At 60.2% G+C, this 17,478-nt stretch carries 19 protein-coding genes; 18 read left to right on the top strand and 1 reads right to left on the bottom strand.

Annotated features, from left to right (window positions below):
* Positions 1-157: 157 nt before the first annotated feature.
* From C4S68_RS03030 to C4S68_RS03045, 4 genes are all read left to right on the top strand, one after another.
* Positions 158-526, top strand: a complete 369-nt coding sequence (locus tag C4S68_RS03030; protein WP_103931516.1) for a response regulator — start codon at positions 158-160, stop codon at positions 524-526.
* 2 nt (positions 527-528) lie between these two features.
* Positions 529-1,008 (top strand): hypothetical protein, encoded by a 480-nt coding sequence (locus C4S68_RS03035; protein ID WP_103931517.1) that lies wholly within the window; start codon positions 529-531, stop codon positions 1,006-1,008.
* A gap of 187 nt (positions 1,009-1,195) precedes the next feature.
* The gene (motA, locus tag C4S68_RS03040; protein WP_103931518.1) at positions 1,196-2,056 is read left to right on the top strand and encodes a flagellar motor stator protein MotA; all 861 of its coding nucleotides are present in this window, start codon (positions 1,196-1,198) and stop codon (positions 2,054-2,056) included.
* A 34-nt stretch (positions 2,057-2,090) separates the two neighbouring features.
* Complete coding sequence (locus C4S68_RS03045) at positions 2,091-2,981, top strand: flagellar motor protein MotB (RefSeq protein ID WP_103931519.1); 891 nt, start codon at positions 2,091-2,093, stop codon at positions 2,979-2,981.
* A 346-nt stretch (positions 2,982-3,327) separates the two neighbouring features.
* Here C4S68_RS03045 and C4S68_RS23905 read toward each other — a convergent pair whose 3' ends face one another.
* On the bottom strand, positions 3,328-3,651 hold the full coding sequence (locus C4S68_RS23905; protein WP_103931520.1) for a PilZ domain-containing protein: 324 nt from the start codon (positions 3,649-3,651) through the stop codon (positions 3,328-3,330).
* Between the two features lie 258 nt (positions 3,652-3,909).
* Here C4S68_RS23905 and C4S68_RS03055 point away from each other — a divergent pair, with 258 nt between their 5' ends.
* From C4S68_RS03055 to C4S68_RS03120, 14 genes are all read left to right on the top strand, one after another.
* Positions 3,910-4,608 (top strand): response regulator transcription factor, encoded by a 699-nt coding sequence (locus C4S68_RS03055; protein ID WP_103932151.1) that lies wholly within the window; start codon positions 3,910-3,912, stop codon positions 4,606-4,608.
* Between the two features lie 55 nt (positions 4,609-4,663).
* Positions 4,664-5,245 carry an ATP-binding protein gene (locus C4S68_RS03060; RefSeq protein WP_146071987.1) on the top strand — a complete coding sequence of 194 codons (582 nt, stop codon included), beginning with the start codon at positions 4,664-4,666 and terminating at the stop codon, positions 5,243-5,245.
* Positions 5,246-5,343: 98 nt separating this feature from the next.
* Positions 5,344-6,525, top strand: coding sequence for a sigma-54 interaction domain-containing protein (locus C4S68_RS03065; protein WP_235011310.1), 1,182 nt, complete (start codon positions 5,344-5,346; stop codon positions 6,523-6,525).
* Positions 6,526-6,634: 109 nt separating this feature from the next.
* On the top strand, positions 6,635-7,948 hold the full coding sequence (locus C4S68_RS03070) for a sensor histidine kinase (RefSeq protein ID WP_160114973.1): 1,314 nt from the start codon (positions 6,635-6,637) through the stop codon (positions 7,946-7,948).
* Positions 7,945-9,333: a sigma-54-dependent transcriptional regulator gene (locus C4S68_RS03075; RefSeq protein ID WP_103931523.1), complete on the top strand. Its 1,389-nt coding sequence runs from the start codon at positions 7,945-7,947 to the stop codon at positions 9,331-9,333. Before C4S68_RS03070 ends, C4S68_RS03075 begins: the two co-directional genes overlap by 4 nt.
* On the top strand, positions 9,330-9,701 hold the full coding sequence (gene flgB / locus C4S68_RS03080) for a flagellar basal body rod protein FlgB (protein WP_103931524.1): 372 nt from the start codon (positions 9,330-9,332) through the stop codon (positions 9,699-9,701). Before C4S68_RS03075 ends, flgB begins: the two co-directional genes overlap by 4 nt.
* A complete protein-coding gene (gene flgC, locus C4S68_RS03085) occupies positions 9,701-10,144 on the top strand; it encodes a flagellar basal body rod protein FlgC (protein ID WP_103931525.1) in 444 nt (147 codons plus the stop codon). The genes flgB and flgC overlap by 1 nt, the downstream gene beginning before the upstream one ends.
* A gap of 11 nt (positions 10,145-10,155) precedes the next feature.
* Positions 10,156-10,485 carry a flagellar hook-basal body complex protein FliE gene (fliE, locus tag C4S68_RS03090; protein WP_103931526.1) on the top strand — a complete coding sequence of 110 codons (330 nt, stop codon included), beginning with the start codon at positions 10,156-10,158 and terminating at the stop codon, positions 10,483-10,485.
* A 36-nt stretch (positions 10,486-10,521) separates the two neighbouring features.
* Positions 10,522-12,159, top strand: a complete 1,638-nt coding sequence (gene fliF, locus C4S68_RS03095) for a flagellar basal-body MS-ring/collar protein FliF (protein ID WP_103931527.1) — start codon at positions 10,522-10,524, stop codon at positions 12,157-12,159.
* Positions 12,156-13,175: a flagellar motor switch protein FliG gene (gene fliG / locus C4S68_RS03100; RefSeq protein ID WP_103931528.1), complete on the top strand. Its 1,020-nt coding sequence runs from the start codon at positions 12,156-12,158 to the stop codon at positions 13,173-13,175. The genes fliF and fliG overlap by 4 nt, the downstream gene beginning before the upstream one ends.
* Complete coding sequence (locus C4S68_RS03105) at positions 13,159-13,842, top strand: FliH/SctL family protein (RefSeq protein ID WP_103931529.1); 684 nt, start codon at positions 13,159-13,161, stop codon at positions 13,840-13,842. The genes fliG and C4S68_RS03105 overlap by 17 nt, the downstream gene beginning before the upstream one ends.
* Positions 13,839-15,155: a FliI/YscN family ATPase gene (locus C4S68_RS03110; protein WP_103931530.1), complete on the top strand. Its 1,317-nt coding sequence runs from the start codon at positions 13,839-13,841 to the stop codon at positions 15,153-15,155. Before C4S68_RS03105 ends, C4S68_RS03110 begins: the two co-directional genes overlap by 4 nt.
* Before the next feature lies 1 nt (position 15,156).
* Positions 15,157-15,600: a flagellar export protein FliJ gene (gene fliJ / locus C4S68_RS03115; RefSeq protein WP_103931531.1), complete on the top strand. Its 444-nt coding sequence runs from the start codon at positions 15,157-15,159 to the stop codon at positions 15,598-15,600.
* 263 nt (positions 15,601-15,863) lie between these two features.
* Positions 15,864-17,465, top strand: a complete 1,602-nt coding sequence (locus tag C4S68_RS03120) for a hypothetical protein (RefSeq protein ID WP_103931532.1) — start codon at positions 15,864-15,866, stop codon at positions 17,463-17,465.
* Positions 17,466-17,478 lie beyond the last annotated feature (13 nt).

Genomic DNA, 17,478 nt, shown 5'->3' on the forward strand with positions numbered 1-17,478 from the left:
GAAGGTGCGTGAGGCGACGCATGTTGGTCTGGACTTGGTGTGCTGCAGACTCGAACGGGAACGCTCAACATGCGGCTTCCCTGTGCCGATAGGACGCACATGCGTATTCCGGCCGACGTGACGCAACCGTCTCGCCCCAATCCGCAAGAGGCTCTGAATGGACATTCTTCTCGTTGACGACAGCAAGACCATGCGCATGATCGTGCAGCGCGCTATCCGCCAGGCAGGTTTTCGTGGCCTGGCGATCGTGGAAGCTGAAAACGGTCGTGATGCCCTCAACAAACTCGCAGCCGAAAAGCCGCGACTGATTCTCTCCGACTGGAATATGCCGGAGATGAATGGCATCGATTTTCTGATCCAGGTGCGCTCCGCAGTTGGAGCTCTGCCTTTTGGCTTCATAACCTCGGAGAACACTCCAGAGATCCGTGAGCGGGCGATGGCTTCAGGGGCAAACTTTTTGATTACCAAGCCGTTCAGTCCGGAAGACGTTCAGGACGCGCTGTCTCCGATCCTGGAAGGTGCATAACCATGGCTGATACCGTTGGCTTTCATCTCTCCAAGCTCCTCACCGACCTGGTCGGCCGCAAGGTGACCTTTGCACCGCTGCCCAACGCCGTCGAGCAGCCAATCAAGCAGGTCTTTGGCATCTACCAGCTGCTCCCCTGGGACCTCGCTATTGTCGTTCGGCTGGACCTGTCTTTGCTGGGCTCGCTCGCAGGGCTGCTGGTCGGCCTGCCGGACAATGCGGTCAAGGACCGCCTCAAGGCCGGAGGCTTCGACGAGCTGCTTCGCGATGCCGCCCACGAGGTACTCAATATCAGCTCGGCGGTCATTACTGCTGAAGGACGCGCCATCTTTCAGAAGATGGTCTTCGATCGCACCCTGGTTGACGGTCCGGCTGGCGAAGTCTTGAAAAAGCCCTTCCACAAGAGCTTCTACAACGTAGTCATCGATGGATACCAAGGGGGCAAATTGGCCGTCCTGGGAGCCCAGATTCCAATCTCATAACGCTCATCAAGGGGCAAGTCCCAGGACGTTACGACTCGTCCCACGAACGATCGCCCGGAGCATCCGCGCGATTCACCGCCTGTGGCTGGAATCATATCGCTACCCGGCCGATAGACCACTGACCAGAAGATCCTTCCATTGCACCTGCTGACGAAGGAATCTTCGCAACACGACCGTAGGGGCTCGAATGTTCTCCATCATCGGGACAATATTGGTGTTCGGCGCCGTGATCGGTGGGTTCCTGCTGGAGCACGGCAAGTTGCCCGTGCTCATTCAGCCGAACGAACTGATCATCATTGGCGGCGCGGCCATTGGCACGCTGGTTACCGCCAACCCCATGCACATCCTCAAGAGTCTCGTAGGGGCCGTTATTGGTGTGCTCAAGGGATCGCCGTACAGCAAGCAGCGATATACCGAGACGCTCAAGATGCTCTTCGATCTGCTCACCAAGGCCCGCAAAGAAGGCGCCATCGCGATTGAGGCTGATGTGGAAGAGCCGGACAAGAGCCAGACCTTTTCGAAGTATCCTGCGTTCCTCAAGGACCACCACGTCCGCGACTTCGTCTGCGACACCTTGCGCATGGCCATTACGGGTGGTGTCAGTGCCTTCGACGTCGACCAGATGATGGAGGTCGACATGGACACGCATCATCATGAAGCGAGTCAGCCGAGCGTGGCGCTCCAGACCGTGGGTGACGCGCTCCCTGGCCTCGGAATTGTGGCCGCGGTGCTCGGCATTGTGATCACGATGGGAGCTCTCGGTGGGCCTCCGGAAGAGATCGGCAAGAAGGTCGCCGCAGCTCTCGTCGGAACCTTCCTGGGCATCCTGCTCTGCTACGGTGTGCTCGCGCCGCTGGCCTCGATCATGGGCAAGAACGTCGATGACGAGCATAGCTACTATCACGTGCTGCGGGTGGTGATGCTTGCCTTCATCAAGGGCACGTCGCCCATCATGGCTGTTGAAATTGGCCGTCGCGCGATCCCTGGCCACAGCCGGCCCAACTTCAAAGAGGTTGAAGCCGCCTGCCGCAACAAGGGTGGAGCATAGCCGAGCGCTTTCGCGCTTCGAGGCGGAATGATTCATGGCTGACGAACAACCCATTATCGTCATCAAGAAGAAGGGCGGCCACGCCGGCCACCACGGTGGCGCCTGGAAGGTCGCCTATGCCGATTTCGTGACGGCCATGATGGCGTTCTTCATGGTCATGTGGCTGATGAACACGACCAAGCCGGTACAGGAGGCAATCAGCGGGTACTTCCGCGATCCCAATGGCACGGCCTCGAAAAAGGGCGGCTCGCAGGACGGCAAGGGCTCCTCGGCGCTGGACCCCATGAAGAAGGAAGACTTCTCCAAGGTCAAGGAGCAGCTGATGCAGCAGCTGCAGAAGATGGCCAACTTCGACAAACTCAAGAACCAGGTTTCGATCACGCTGACCGATGAAGGACTGAAGATCGAGATGCGGGAAGACTCCAAGGGAGTCTTCTTCGAGAACGGCGACGCGAAGCCAACTCCCATATTGGGAGATCTGCTAACCGTCCTCTCGGAAGAGGTGGGGAAACTTCCCAACCCGGTCTCCATTGAAGGGCATACTGATAGTACTCAGTACGCTAACAAAGGAGGCTACGGTAACTGGGAGCTCTCGACTGATCGCGCCAACATGGCTCGAAAGATTATGGAAGCTCATGGTCTGCGGCCGAATCAGGTGGTGCAGGTTCGCGGGTTTGCGGATAACGATCTGCGCGATGTAGATCATCCTTCTGCACCGGAAAATCGACGCGTAACGGTTCTGATCCAGTACAACCTGGCAAACGGCGACAAGCGTCCAGGAACGGTTTTCAACGGCACCATTGGGTCAATCCAGGCGCCGCCGCCTCCGGCAGAGGCCGCACCAGCCGAGAGTCCAGGCAGTGAAAAGGGTGCAGCGAAAGGGCCGGAAAAACCTGAGCCTGCTAAAGCGGCAGCAAAGGAATAAGCTCCTGCTGCTGGAGAATCGCCCGTTTGCGGTGACGCCCGATGGACTTAGTGGCGCCAATCGATCTTCGCAGACGTTCGCCCTCGCTACGTGGAATGTCCTTCCACGATGATTTATGGAAACTCCGCAAGGTTGAGGTAGGTTGCGACCCAGGATTCTGATCCCACACCCGAAAGAATCCGATCAGCACAGCTATGCCGCCGCAAAATTCGAGGTACCTGCGCTCATTGTGAAGCGCAACGGCGTGACGTCTCCTGGGCGGGTGCCGCTAAGTCGTATATGTCGTGATGAAAAAAACGCCGAAAGGTCGGGATACCGCGAGAGATCGAAGATTCGAGTCGCGGGCTCATTCGACCCAGGAAAGTCCGCCGACCTCGCTGACGAGGCTGCGCAGCGTCTGCTCATCTTCTGGGGCATTCATCCGGAAACTGAAGCCGATATCTTCGCGCTCCAGATTCGCTACGGTGGCTTCTACCCGGTGCACACGCCCAAAGACATGCATCTCGAGAAAGCCTTCAGCTCCAGTGGCGACTTCGGTATTCATGCGCGCGCGCAACCCATCGGGACTAAGATCGGTGCACTCGCCTATGTACCTTAGTCCGCACGAGAAAAAATCAACGCGAAAACGCGTTCGCAGTCGGGGCGAGCGATATTGGTAAGGACGAACCATTTTCAGTCTCTTCAAACGACGGGGTCAGTGTCCCAAGTGGGACAAATACTCCACCAAATAGGTATCGACACATCATGTCACGTTGTTCAGTTTATAAAAAGGATAAGGAAGTAGGTCTTTCCGATGGAGCACCAAAGATTAGCCGCAGATTTGCCCCCAAGTCAGCGGAGTCGCACACCAGAGTTCGGGCCCGAGGCAACAGCGGTGAGTATGAGTCGACAAGAAGCAATGGCGATCGTATCGGAGGAGCAGCATCAGATGCGGTTGCTGATTATCGATGACGATCAGGCGCTCTCGCGCTTCCTGCGACGTGAGCTCAAGATCCAGCAATACACGGCTGACAACGCCTATGATGGCGAGGCTGCGCTCGATCTGCTGCGTCGCGAGTCCTACGACCTGATGATCCTGGACCTGAATCTTCCGGGCATGGATGGTCTCGATCTGCTGCAGCAGACGCGCGCGATCGACCCCAACCTACCCGTACTCGTTCTTACCGCCAGGAGCCGCAAGGAAGACCTTGTGCAGGCTCTCGAGCGTGGAGCGGACGATTGCCTGGTGAAGCCGTTCTCTTTTCAGGAGCTGCAGGCTCGCATTCGGAGCCTGCTTCGGCGCAAGTCGGTTGCAGCTGGCCCAGTCGGCGTGTCCGGTGTCTCCGGCGTCGTACCAAAGCTATCCAACCTTGTGATCCATACTGATGAGCGACGTGTGACCCGTGGAGACCGCAAGATCGACTTGACTCCACGCGAGTTCGCACTGCTCGAACACCTGATGAAGAACGCTGGCAAGCCCGTCTCCCGCATGACGTTGATGCGCGAGGTCTGGAATGCCCCGTTTGATCCATCGACCAACGTGGTTGACGTCTACATGAAGTACCTCCGCGACAAAATCGACCGTGACGAGGAGCGTAAGCTCATTCGGACGGTTCGGGGAGTGGGGTATGTCTTTGGGGAAGAGTGAGACGTCGGGTATCTCGGCTGCTGGGATCGCGCTGAACCCGCTGTTCCGTAGCCTGATGAGCGGACTTCACGCAGCCGCCCAGCCGCTGACCGTCCTACGGGTGCGACTGGACGAGGACAGGCTTTCCTCGCTCGACCCCGAAGATGTCCTCAGGACTGCCATGGAAGCGATTCCCCCTGTGGATCGGCTTTGCTCCCTGGTCAGCGGCATGCAGCAGCTTGTGACCGCGGAATACCTTGAGCCGCACCGCACGGAAGTGGATGTCCTCGCTTTGACACGAAGCACCGTGGAAGGTGTCGACCTCTTGTTTGTGGAGAAGGGGATGGACCTCGTATCTGAGGTCTCCACGCTATCGGCGATGATGCTCGTTGACGGAAAGCGACTCGAAGAGGCGTTGGCGACAACCCTCCTGCTGGTCCAAGGCATCTCATACCCCGGTGACCGCATTCGCGTGTGGGCACAGTGCGTTGATAACTTATTCCGGTGCACGATTGGAAATGAGAACCGCACAATCGAGAAGCTGAGCTCCGATCATCAGCTCTCGTTTGCCATTGCCGAGTGCGATGTTCGCACGCAGGGTGGCACGCTGAATCTTTCTTTTTCCCCAGTGAATATTGAACTTTCTCTTTCTGCCTGACGAAAGGATACATACCTCCGTTCCATTTCCGAACGCGTATGTATCTGCACGAGCACTATGTTGTGCGCGGAAGGCTCTGTCAGAGTGAAAGTCAAATCATGAGTGCCTTACCGATCTCCGAGCCTGTTAGCGCGCCAGCCGGCGCGATCATCACTTTGCTGGTGAGTCCCAACGGCCGACTTCGCCGAGAGCTTCGCGAAAAGATCGTACCTCCGCGCTGGATGCTGGTGGAAGCACAGAGCGGTGCCGAGGCCTTTGAGTATCTCCACGACAGCCGCGTCGATCTGCTTCTGCTCGATCCCATGTTGCCGGATCTTGAGTCGACCGAATTCAGCTCGATGGTCCTGGAGCGCTTTCCCGAGACCCAGGTCCTTACGCTGAACACGCACACAGGGCAGCTCGTGCTCGGTTCCACCTCACCCACACCGCTGGCCACTGAACTTTCATCGCTTCTGCATCCTCAGCCGTCTGCGCCTGTTCCCAGCTGGCCTGTGCCGCCGCCTGCTCTACAGTCCGTCATGTCGGCTCGCGGAGGCCCCGATCCCGGTCTGCCGAATGTGATCGGCGGGTCTGACGCCATGCGTCGCGTGAGCGAACTGACGCGCATGGTCGCCCAGCGTGACACGACGGTCCTCGTTACCGGTGAGAGTGGTACCGGCAAGGACCTGATCGCCCAGGCGGTCCATCTCCTGAGCCCGCGCCATCGTCATCCGCTGGTTGTCATCAATTGCGCGGCTATTCCCGAGGCCCTTCTTGAGGCAGAGCTCTTCGGTTACACCAAGGGCTCGTTCACTGGAGCTGTCCAGTCGCGCATCGGCCGCATCCACGCAGCCCATGGCGGCACTTTGTTTCTCGATGAAATCGGCGACATGCCGCTTTCGCTGCAGAGCAAAATCCTGCGCTTCCTTGAACAGGGAGAGGTGCAGCGCATTGGTGGCAACGACAACCTGAAGGTTGATGTGCGTGTCGTAGCAGCAACGAATGCAGCCCTGCCGCAAATGGTCCAGCAGAAGCTCTTCCGTGAGGATCTCTACTTCCGTCTGGCGATCTTCCCCATCCGTCTGCCGCCCCTGCGGGAGCGATTTGGCGATGTGCCGCGCCTGGCAGCAACGTTTCTCGCAAGATTTGCTCCTCATGCAACTCTCACCGAGGAAGCTCTTGCCATGTTGCGCACTCATCCATGGCCAGGTAACGTTCGCGAGTTGAGGAATGTCATGGAGCGCGCCAGCATCCTGCTGGGCAATGAACGCGAACTTCGTGGGGAGCACGTGGTGCTTTAGTGTTACGAAGCCCCGGTTCTAGCCTTGTCTCAAGCGGAAACAGCTTTCATCTACACCTAATTTCAGTGTTGATTGGATTTGGCACGGTTCTTGCATGAGGAATAGGCAGATGCTGCCTACTTCTCATCTTCGGCCAATCGATCCTCCGCCAGCGGGTATTGTCCTGGGCTCGGTTGATGTCTCGGGAGCTCCTGCGGCCTCGGCGAACTTTCTTGCCGACGCTTTCAGCGAATTCATCGCGACCAGCTCGCGTCTTGAGCACTCCTATAGGACCCTTCAGACGGAGGTCGTTTCTCTAAGCCATGAGCTCGTCGAGCGCAACGCACTCCTCGAAACCAGCCTGGATGAGAACCGTCGCATGCGCCAGGCGCTTGAGCAGATGATCCAGGCGATGCCTTGCGGCGTGCTGGTAATCGATGCGGCGGGTCGTGTGAACTTCGTCAATGGGGAGTGCCGCACGTTGCTGGCGCTGCCTGACACGCTAAATGCTGCGGTCCTCACTGCACGCATCGCGGAGCTCATTCCCGCCGCCATCTACTGCCACACCACGACGAGCGTCGCTGAGTTCGAGTGCGAGATCAGCCTGATGATCGATGGGCGCGAGCGCTGGATGCAGGTTCGCCGCCGCGTTCTTAAGGCTGCTGACTCCTGCCTCATCGCACAGTTCATCCTTCTTCTGCGCGACATCAGCGCGATCAAGCTCGCTGAGCAGAGCCGCGATGCCGGCCGCCAGGCTCTCGCACAGGCTGAGATCAGCACGGTACTCGCTCATGAGATTAGGAATCCATTAGCCAGCCTTGAGCTCTTCGCTGAGCTCATCGAGCAGGATGAGACTGGGCGCAACAGCTGGATCTCCAATCTTCGCGCTGGCATCCGCTCGCTCTCAGGAACCGTGAACAACGTCCTGGCGTTCTACGGACGAGCCGGATGGCGCGAGGTTCCCGTCTCTCTGCCGCAGCTTCTGCAGGAGGCTGCAGACTTCATGCGTCCCCAGGCAGAGCAATCGCGTGTCAACATCCACGTCGCCGTGAAAGCTGATGAAGCCTCCACACAAGGGAACGTCGATGCGCTGCGTCAGGTGCTGCTCAATCTCCTCACCAACGCGATTCGCCACACTCCCGAGGGTGGCAGCGTGACCTTGTCGCTGCGTACTGTTGCCGGCGAGCCCAGCGTGGCGAACCCATTTGCCCATCGCGTGGCTGTTCTTGAGTGCGTTGACACAGGAACTGGCATCGCAGCTGAGCACTTCGGGCAGATCTTCGATCCCGGCTTCAGCGGCAGATGTTCATCGGGTCTTGGGCTCGCGGTGTGCCGCCAGGTCGCCGAGCGCCACAACGGTTCAATTCGCGCAACCAATATTCCCAACGCTGGTGCCTGCTTCACGTTGGAGCTGCCGCTCATTCCGATGAAGGAGGCCGCATGAGCGAAACCACTCCGCACGTGCTGATCGTTGACGACGATCCTGGTATTCGTATGGCGCTCAACGCGAACTTCCTGCGCCAGGGCTGGACTTCCGAGACGGCTTCGGGGGTTCGCGAGGCCCTTCGCCTGATCGATCGGAAGAGCTATGACCTGGTCATCAGCGACATGCGCATGCCGGACGGCGATGGCATGGAGGTCCTGGAGACGGTTCGCGCGACGGCTCCGAATACGGCTGTGATTCTTCTTACCGCCCACGGCAGCGTCTCGCAGGCTGTCGAGTCCATGCGCCATGGTGCCTTCGACTATCTCACCAAGCCGGTCTCCTTCGACCAGCTCCGCTCGATGGCGGACCGCGTCCTCAAGAGCGTGAAGCAGCAGGAGACGCCAGTCGCCGAGCCCACGGTCGCTGCATCGGTGCCGCAGGCGACACGCAACATCGTGGGTACGTCGCCCGCATTGCTGGCCGCGTTGGAGCGTGCCCGTGCCGCAGCTTCCACCGGTGCGGATGTTCTGGTCGAGGCGGAGAGTGGCGCCGGCAAGGAACTTCTCGCTCGCTACATTCACGATATGAGCGATCGGGCGAACAAGCCCTTCGTTGCGGTGAACTGCGCTGCTGTGCCGGATCACCTTATCGAGAGCGAGCTCTTCGGGCACACCAAGGGGGCCTTCACAGGAGCGACGGGAATGCGCACCGGCAAGTTTGAGCTCGCCAACGGCGGCACGCTGCTGCTGGATGAGATTGGCGAGATGCCGCTGCACCTGCAGCCCAAGCTGCTGCGCGTGCTACAGGAGCGCGAGTTCGAGCGCCTCGGAGACACGCGCACGCTGCATGTCGACATTCGGATCATCGCGACGACAAACGCAGGACTCGCCGCCATGGTCGAGCGCGGCAGCTTCCGCCACGACCTGTACTACCGTCTGAACGTGATTCCGTTGTCTCTGCCACCGCTGCGGGAGCGCATGCAGGACCTGCCTGCACTGGCGCAGCACTTCGCTCTACGCTTCGGCGCAGAGAACCGCTGTGCGACCCCGCAGCTTGCGCCGAGCTTCCTGGCGGCGATCGCTCGCCACTCCTGGCCCGGCAACGTGCGCGAGTTCGGCAACTTCATGCGGCGGGTGCTTTCCCTGCATCAGGGTGTGGTCATCGACGAAGCTTGCTTCGATCGCGAGTTTCGTCCCGTTCTGAAACAGGAATCTACGAATCCACAAGGCCAAATGCCTGTGGCTGGCACACGAATTGCTGATCTGGAGCGTATGCACCTCGAGCGCACCTTGGTTCTAACCGGCGGCAATCGCACCCACGCCGCGGAGATGCTCGGCGTCAGCCTGCGCACGGTGCGCAACAAGATCAAGGAATACGGACTTCCGCCTAGGAGCTACGCATGAACAGCACCCCTATGCTCTCTCAGCTTGAGACCTACCTGCGGCTCTCTGACCAGAGGCAGCAGACCATTGCTTCCAACATGGCCAACGTCGACACCCCGGGCTACCGCACCCAGGACATCGACTTTCAGAGCGAACTGAAGCGCGCCATGTCTGACGACTCGCTTGGCCTCACCACCGCTTCGAGCCACGGTCCTCTGCTTCACGAGGTGAAGGGTCTGCTGGAGCGCCCTGACGGTAACAACGTCAGCCTGGATCGCGAAAGCCTGGCGCTCTCCGAGACGCAGCTTCAGTACCAGGCGGGGATTCAACTCATCAAGCTCCAGTTCCATGAGCTGCTGGGCGCCATCAATGGCGGAGGTAACGGCTAATGAAGCTTTTTGATGCCATCGCGGTCAGTGGTTCCGCCCTCGAAGCCGAGCGGCAGCGGTCTGAGGTTATCGCCTCCAACATGGCGAACGCCGAGACCACGCGCACTTCAGCGGGTGGACCCTTTCATCGCCGCCAGGTCGTCTTCGCTTCGAGCACGCCACGCACCTTTGGCATGACGCTCGCAAGCCTCAACAACAATGCACCACCGGCAGGCATGGTTCACGTCTCGGATGTCGTGGACGACCCGGCCGCTCCGATCATGCGGTATGAGCCGGGGCACCCCGACGCGGATCAGGACGGCTACGTTGCGTACCCCAATATCAACCCCGCCATGGAAATGGTGGACCTGATGGGTTCGGTTCGCGCTTACCAGCTCAACGCCTCTGCGATCTCCGCTGAAAAGCAGATGATCCAGCAGAGCATCGACATTCTCAAGGCTTAGGAGTTCTTTTCATGGCTGGTTTCATTCCTTCACTCGGATCTCTCGGTTCCCTCGGCTCGCTGGGATCTCTGTCGCAGACCTCAGGCGTCGCTGGTGGTGCAGACGCCGCCGCGTCCGGCGGCGAGGGCTTCGGTTCGGTTCTCAAGACAGCACTCGAACAGGTCAATCAGTTGAGCGGCAGCGCGGAACAGCAGGTCGGCACCATGATCAACGGTGGCAGTGCGGATGTCAGCCAGGTGATGGTCGCGGTCGAAAAGGCCGACGTCGCCTTTCAGCTGATGATGCAGGTCCGCAACAAGATTGTGAATGCGTACCAGGACATCGAGAAGATGCAGTTTTAGCTAACCTTCACCGCTTGAAGAGAGACCAGAATCACGATGGCAGCCGCAGCACAAATCGCGAAGCAAACTCCCGCAGGCAAGCAGCCGGAGCTCGTTCAGCGCCTCACGGCGTTCTGGAACGGCCGCACCGGGCAGCAGAAGATCTTCCTCGGCATCGGCGTGGCCATTACGGTGGCCGCCGCAGCAATCTTCACCCACATGGTGACGACGCCGGACATGAAGCCTCTGATGTCAGGGCTCGATCCGGCCGACGCGAAGACCATTACCACCGCGCTCGATGCAAAGAAGATCCCTTACACTCTGGGCGAGGATGGCACGTCCATCAACGTTGCGGCAGAGCAGCTAGCTGAAGCACGGCTCGAGGTTGCTTCCCAGGACAAGACGCACAGCGGCCACGTTGGGTATGAGCTGTTCGACAAGACCAACTGGGGAGAGACCGAGTTCGATGAGAAGGTGAACTATCAGCGCGCGATCGAAGGCGAGCTGGAGCGTACCATTGGCACGATCCGCAATGTGAAGGCCGCGAATGTGCACCTGGTGATGGCGACGGAGTCGGTCTTCATGGACCGTCAGCGTAACGCCAAGGCCTCGGTGACGCTTCGCCTCAAGGACGACGGCATCAGCCGTGAAGAGGTCAAGGCGATTCAGCGCCTTGTAGCCGGTGCGGTGGACCAGCTCAAGCCAGGCGACGTTGTTGTCATCGACGCGGACTCTGAACGGACACTTTCTTCCACTGGACCTGACGCTCTCGGTGGCGATGACGAGCTCGAGCAAGGGCTGAGCAAGCGCCTGATGGCAACACTGGCACCTGTCGTCGGAGCGCAGAATCTGCATGCCTCTGTCAATGTAGAGTACGAGACGAACAGCAGCGAAGAGAACGACGACAAGTATGATCCTCAGGGCGCGGTTCCGTTGAGCATGCAGAAGACCGAGGAGACGAGCACCAATGGTGCGGGTGTCGGCGGCGTCCCGGGTACCTCCAGCAACGTGCCGAGTGCCAAGGCGCCCACGCCTGCCAACGGGGCGACACCCGCAGAGCCGTCGCAGTCCTCCAAGTCCGAAAGCGCCAGCTATGGCGTCAACCGCGTGACTCGCCACATTCTCGCCCCGGCCGGTGGTATTCGCCGCCTGACGGCCGCGATCGTCGTCGATGACGTGGTGCACCGCAAGCAGGATGCGAAGGGCAAGTGGGTCGAGACCCGCACCAAGCGCACTCCTGAAGAGCTCAAGCTGATCGCAGAGCTGGCCCAGGCATCCATCGGCTACAGCCAGCCCCGTGGCGATGTTGTCAGTGTTCAGAACCTTTCGTTCGATCGCCCTGAGGTAGTGGAGCCTGCCCCGCTCACCCTCGTACAGAGGACACAGAAGCAGATTGACGGCAACGCTTCGCTGATTCGCTACGGTGTTCTGTTCGCGATGTTTGGCCTGGTCTACCTGCTGATGATCCGCCCGATTCAGAAGCGCGCACTGGGTGGCAAGAGCAACGACCTCGGAGATGGATCGCTCGAGAAGGCGCTTCCGTCGCAGCTCCAGGATGCACTTCCGCAGATGAGTGAAGCTACGATCGCCGAGCGTACGCTCGCCCTGAAGAAGGAGCTCACGGACTTCGTCGAGAAGGACCCTGACTCCGGTGCCACCGCGATCCGCGCGTGGCTGAAGGAAGGAACGGCATGAACGGTCTCGTAGATATCTCCGGTCTCCGCGGTGTGCGCAAGGCTGCCATCCTGCTCTCGGTCCTCGGTGAAGAACCGGCAGCGGCGATCCTCGCAAGCCTCAACGAAGAAGAGATCCAGCAGGTGGCCGACGAAGTTGCCGGCCTCGGGAGAATCCCCGGCGAGGTGTCTCTCCAGGTCTTTGAGGAGTACCAGCGCATGACGCAGGCGCAGGACTTCATGCAACAGGGAGGCCGCGATCTCGCTCGGCGTCTTCTCATCAAGGCCATGGGCGAAGAGGAAGCAGAGACCATGCTCGAAAAGCTGGATCGTGCACGTGAGGTAACACCCCTCGAAGCGCTGCAACGGGCCGATCCACAGAAGCTCGCCAAGTTCCTCGAAGGCGAGCATCCTCAGGCTGTTGCGTTGATCCTCGGCCAGATTGGTGACAAGCAGGCTTCGGCATTGCTGATGAGCCTCTCGCCGATGGTTCGATCCGAGGCGATCAAGCGGCTCGCTGCGCTGAAGCGGTTTTCGCCGGAGATGGCGGCCCGCGTATCGACGGCTTTGAGCCACAGACTCAAGACGGTCACCGAGCAGGGACGCCGCGCGTACTCCGGATTCCAGAGTGTGGCCGACATCATGAACTGCGTGGACTCCAGCGTGGCGCAGGAGATCCTCGAAAACATCGAAGCTGAGGAGCCGCAACTTGCGATCAGCATTCGCGACCTCATGTTCACTTTCAACGATCTTCTGCAGGTTGAAGAGGGCCAGATTCGCGAGCTCATGGGCGCGGTCGACAAGAAGATGCTCGCAGCTGCTCTCAAGGGATGCAGTGAGGATCTGAAGAACCACTTCTTCCGCACCATGTCGTCCCGCGCGGTGGAGATGTTGAAGGAAGATATCGACTCGCTGGGTCCGATGCGCAGCAAGGAAGTTGTGAAGGCGCAGTCGGATATCGTAGCGATCGCACGGCAGCTTGAAGCCGAAGGCAAGATGGTTCTGAAGGGTGAGGGTAGCGATGAATACGTTGTCTAACGGTCAAGCGGTTTGCCGCTCCATCGCTGTCAGCTCGCTGAGCTATCGCGACGTTTCGGATGCACCAGCTCCTCCTCCTGAGCCGGTGAAAAAGAAGGCTGCGCCCGCCACACCCGCAGCGCCTGTAGTCGCCGGCCCCACGCCGGAAGAGATCCAGGCGATGATTGAGAGCGCGAGGCGCGCCGCTGCAGCGGAAACCGAGGCTCGGTTGAACATCCAGCACCAGCGCGACATGGAGACGCAACGCAACCGTATCTCGCAAGCTCTCTCTGCTTTTGAAGTCGAACGCCACGCATACTTCGGCAAGGTGGAGCGCGATGTCGTGGAGCTTGCCGTCTCGATTGCGGCGAAGATTCTTCATCGCGAATCGCAGGTCGATCCGATGCTCCTTTCGGCGCTGGCACGTATCGCCATCGAGCGCGTCAACAGCGGCTCGGGCGTGTCTGTGCGGGTTCCGTCCAACGATGCTCCCTCCTGGAGCGAGCGCTTCAGTACCCCGATCAACGGAAAGAGTGTTGAGGTTGTTGGCGATGATTCGCTGAATCCGGGCGACTGTGTCATCGAGACCAGCCTCGGCTCTGCAAACCTCAGCATCGAGAACCAGCTCAAGGAAGTGGAACAGGGCTTCTTCGATCTGCTCAGCCGACGCCCGGACGTCCTTGCATGAACAGCGCCAACGCTCGCCCACTCGCCGCCTACTTCGATCGCCTGGAGCGCCAGTCCACGCTGCAGTGGCGCGGCCGTGTGCTCGAGGTCGTGGGTAATCTCATCGAGTCCGAAGGTCCGTTTTGTTCGATCGGTGAGTCCTGCGAGATCTCGAATACGCAGGGCGTGCGCTACTCCGGCGAGGTCGTAGGTTTCCGCGGCTCGCACACGTTGTGCATGGCGTTAGAGCCACCACAGGGGATTCGCTATGGCGACATCATCGTGGCCAAAGGATCGCATCCGTCGATTCGTGTGGGCAAGGATCTGCTCGGTCGCGTCATTGATGCGACCGGTGCACCCATCGATGGCAAAGGTCCCTATCGCGGCGACAAGTCTGTTCCCATCGACGGCTCCGCACCTTTGCCGCTTGAGCGTGTGCCGATACGCGAGCCGCTCGGTTGCGGTATCCGGGCCCTCGATGCGTTTGTCACCTGCGGTCGCGGCCAGAGGCTTGGTATCTTCGGCGGCTCGGGTGTCGGAAAGAGCACCCTGCTGGGCATGATGCTGCGTGGCACCGCCGCCGACATCACCGTGCTCGCGCTGGTCGGTGAGCGTGGCCGTGAAGTTGGCGAGTTCCTTGAGGTCATCGGGGAAGAGGGGCTCAAGCGCTGCGTCGTCGTGGTATCGACCTCTGATCAATCGCCCTTGTTGCGCATGCGCGCCGCGCTTTCTGCCACTGCCATCGCCGAGTACTTCGCGGCTGCCGGCAAGAACGTTCTCATGGTGGTCGACTCACTCACACGCTTCGCCATGGCGCAGCGCGAGATCGGTCTCTCCGCCGGCGAACCGCCGACGGCGAAGGGCTATACGCCTTCCGTCTTGAACATGCTTGCGAAGCTTGTCGAGCGCGCCGGTTGCTTTCAAAAGGGCAGCATCACGGCCTTCTACACCGTGTTGATGGAAGGCGACGATCAGCAGGATCCCGTGGTCGACACGGTGCGATCATTGCTCGATGGCCACATCATTCTGGATCGTGGGCTTGCGACGCGCAACCACTATCCCCCCATTGCTGTGCTGGACAGCTTGAGCCGACTGATGCCAAGCGTAGCCACAGCTGCGCACCGGCAGAAGGCGGAAGCCTTGCGCAAGCTGCTGGCCTCCTATCACCGCAGCGAAGATCTCATCCGTATCGGCGCGTATCAGAAGGGAAGCGATCCCACCCTGGACCGTGCCGTGGAAACTCTGCCGAAGCTGCAGGCCTTCCTGCAGCAACGGCCGGACGAGGTGTACCCATTCCCGAACGTCGTTCAATCTCTCTCCGAGGTCCCAAGCTGACATGGCATTCAAATTTCCCCTGGCAACCGTACTGCGTGTGCGCCTGATGCGCGAAGAGCGCGAGGAGCGCCTGCTGCAGCAAATCCTCTTTCAGATTCAGCAGGTCATGACCAAGATCGCCGGGATTGATGCGGAGCTGGAGCGCGTCAACGGCCATCGCACCGGCCACGTCTTCAAGCCGATGTCTGCGCATCACCTTCAGGGCACCTACGGTGAGCTTGCGTATCTTCGTCAGAGCCGGGTGGAGAGCGAATCGAATCTCGCCAAGCTGGAGGACCTGAAGGACAAACAACTCGCTATCTACGAAGCGGCACGCCGTGATCGCAAGATGCTCACCGAGATGCATGACAAGCAGAAAAACACCTTCCTGTTCGAAGCTGCAAAACAGGAGCAGCGCAGTGTGGATGAATACTTCTCATCCCTGCGCAGCCGCAAGGCGATGTAATCGCCGCTCTAAATTCCACGGATTCGTCTCCGTTTCCAGGCGCCCTCCGATGAGGGCGCCTTTCTTTTTGCGTTGGGCTCAGTCCCCTTTTCCGGGCGCAGGCATGGACTAGGCAAACTCTACCCGGCAAGTGTTTCCAGCGTTGCCGGCTTGCCTAGTGGGAAGCGTTGGCCTGCGTTGCAAAAGCGTTGATTTTGCGGGGGATTTTACGGCGGCGGCGCCATTGGAAGAATGGCATCGAGCTTGCACTATAGATCGGCGTGATGAACGTAGCCCATCTCGTGGACACCGCGACGACAGCGACCTCAACGTCGACGTCATCCACGACGTCGGTCCCGGCCGCTAGCCAGAACACGACGTCTTTCGCTCAGTCCCTCGCCCAGGCAAGCGAGCAGATGAACTCTTCCACGTCGAATGGCATGAGCGGCAGCAAGAACTCAAGCCAGTCTTCTTCCTCGAAGAAGAGCAGCGACCCGAAGACAGATAACGTGTCCTCCCTCGCAGCCGATGCCGTTACCGCCGCCCAGCTTGCGCTGCCGGCGCTCGGGTTCACTCCCCTGGCGCTGCCGGTCGCGCCGTTGGCGAAGGATGCCAGCGCTGCGATCCAGGGAATCGGCTCGGCCAGCACGGGCACCGACACGGGCGCTGCCGCCAACGCTGGTGCCCCTTCGACGACCGCAGCCTCAACCCCTTCAACCCCTTCGACCCCTGCGGCTTCTGCGAGTCCGACGATGACCGCGGCGGAGATCGCCTCCCTCCTGAATCAGGTGGCTGGCTCGGCAACGAATGGCGCGGGCGCCCCGGACCAGCAGCTTTTGTCGCAGATCAAGGTCCAGTTGGACAAGGCATTGCAGCAGGCTGGCCCTGCGCAGCCTGCTTCGCCCGCCGGGTCTGCGGTCGTGGCCGGTGCCGCTGGATCTGCCACTTCGCCCGTCTTTCCGGCCATGACAATTCCTGTCACCACGCCCGTATCGTTCCAGGCCGCGGTAACCACCAAGGCTCAGCAGGGAATCGCGACACAAGCTGCCGTGAAGCCGGGCATGGTCGCGTCGCAGTCGAGCGACTCGGCGGTCACCGCACATGTCGCGACTTCAGGAAGCGCGAATAACTCTGGCCAGGGCTCGCAGGACGACAGCTCGGCGAAGCAGGGACACAAGGGCGCCGCGAGCACCGACGCCACGACCGGCAACAGCAACAGCAACGTCTCCGCGGTTGTGACCGCAGGCAACGATACCGCTGGCTTCCGCGCCGCGATGGCCGCCAACAACGGCGCGATCAGCGTCGCTCCGGCTTCGGCGAATGTGACAACTCAGCAGGCAGTCAGCCCGGAGGCAGCTCTTCAGACCGCAGCCGCTGGCGTTCACACCACGCAGCACGATGACGGTGTCACGACGGTGAGCGGAGCGGTCTCAGGCTCCACGATGCCGTCCATCCAGTCGGCCCGGCTCATGCAGTCGGCTTCGCAGTCTGAGATGCGCGTGGGCTTGCAGTCGGCGGAGTTCGGCAACATCACCATTCACACTTCAGCGGCTGGCCAGACAGTCTCCACGCAGATCTCGGTCGAGCATCCCGAACTGGCGCGTGAGCTCGCTGCGCGACTTCCGGAGACCCAGACAAAGTTCGGCATCAGCCCGAACGTCGAGGTTCGCATCAGCAACCATCAGCAGTTTTCGGCAGGAACGGGTTCGAACGGCAGCAGTGCCAGCCAGGACCAGCAGGCATATCGTCAGGCCGCAAGCACCACGACAACCGGCACATCGGCCTCCAATAGCGCTACGGATGCGTTCGTAAGCGCTGCCGCCGTGACCAGAATTTCCAACCAGACTTTGGCTTCTACCAGCAACCGACTCGATATCCGCGCCTAAGCAACAAGGCGCA

The sequence above is a fragment of the Bryocella elongata genome, from assembly GCF_900108185.1.
In the GTDB taxonomy this organism is placed as follows: domain Bacteria; phylum Acidobacteriota; class Terriglobia; order Terriglobales; family Acidobacteriaceae; genus Granulicella; species Granulicella elongata.

Coding starts and splice junctions, on each gene's coding strand:
- C4S68_RS03030 (WP_103931516.1), top strand. CDS start 158: ATGGACATTCTTCTCGTTGACGACAGCAAGACCATGCGCATGATCGTG.
- C4S68_RS03035 (WP_103931517.1), top strand. CDS start 529: ATGGCTGATACCGTTGGCTTTCATCTCTCCAAGCTCCTCACCGACCTG.
- motA (WP_103931518.1), top strand. CDS start 1,196: ATGTTCTCCATCATCGGGACAATATTGGTGTTCGGCGCCGTGATCGGT.
- C4S68_RS03045 (WP_103931519.1), top strand. CDS start 2,091: ATGGCTGACGAACAACCCATTATCGTCATCAAGAAGAAGGGCGGCCAC.
- C4S68_RS23905 (WP_103931520.1), bottom strand. CDS start 3,651: ATGGTTCGTCCTTACCAATATCGCTCGCCCCGACTGCGAACGCGTTTT.
- C4S68_RS03055 (WP_103932151.1), top strand. CDS start 3,910: ATGCGGTTGCTGATTATCGATGACGATCAGGCGCTCTCGCGCTTCCTG.
- C4S68_RS03060 (WP_146071987.1), top strand. CDS start 4,664: ATGAGCGGACTTCACGCAGCCGCCCAGCCGCTGACCGTCCTACGGGTG.
- C4S68_RS03065 (WP_235011310.1), top strand. CDS start 5,344: ATGAGTGCCTTACCGATCTCCGAGCCTGTTAGCGCGCCAGCCGGCGCG.
- C4S68_RS03070 (WP_160114973.1), top strand. CDS start 6,635: ATGCTGCCTACTTCTCATCTTCGGCCAATCGATCCTCCGCCAGCGGGT.
- C4S68_RS03075 (WP_103931523.1), top strand. CDS start 7,945: ATGAGCGAAACCACTCCGCACGTGCTGATCGTTGACGACGATCCTGGT.
- flgB (WP_103931524.1), top strand. CDS start 9,330: ATGAACAGCACCCCTATGCTCTCTCAGCTTGAGACCTACCTGCGGCTC.
- flgC (WP_103931525.1), top strand. CDS start 9,701: ATGAAGCTTTTTGATGCCATCGCGGTCAGTGGTTCCGCCCTCGAAGCC.
- fliE (WP_103931526.1), top strand. CDS start 10,156: ATGGCTGGTTTCATTCCTTCACTCGGATCTCTCGGTTCCCTCGGCTCG.
- fliF (WP_103931527.1), top strand. CDS start 10,522: ATGGCAGCCGCAGCACAAATCGCGAAGCAAACTCCCGCAGGCAAGCAG.
- fliG (WP_103931528.1), top strand. CDS start 12,156: ATGAACGGTCTCGTAGATATCTCCGGTCTCCGCGGTGTGCGCAAGGCT.
- C4S68_RS03105 (WP_103931529.1), top strand. CDS start 13,159: ATGAATACGTTGTCTAACGGTCAAGCGGTTTGCCGCTCCATCGCTGTC.
- C4S68_RS03110 (WP_103931530.1), top strand. CDS start 13,839: ATGAACAGCGCCAACGCTCGCCCACTCGCCGCCTACTTCGATCGCCTG.
- fliJ (WP_103931531.1), top strand. CDS start 15,157: ATGGCATTCAAATTTCCCCTGGCAACCGTACTGCGTGTGCGCCTGATG.
- C4S68_RS03120 (WP_103931532.1), top strand. CDS start 15,864: ATGAACGTAGCCCATCTCGTGGACACCGCGACGACAGCGACCTCAACG.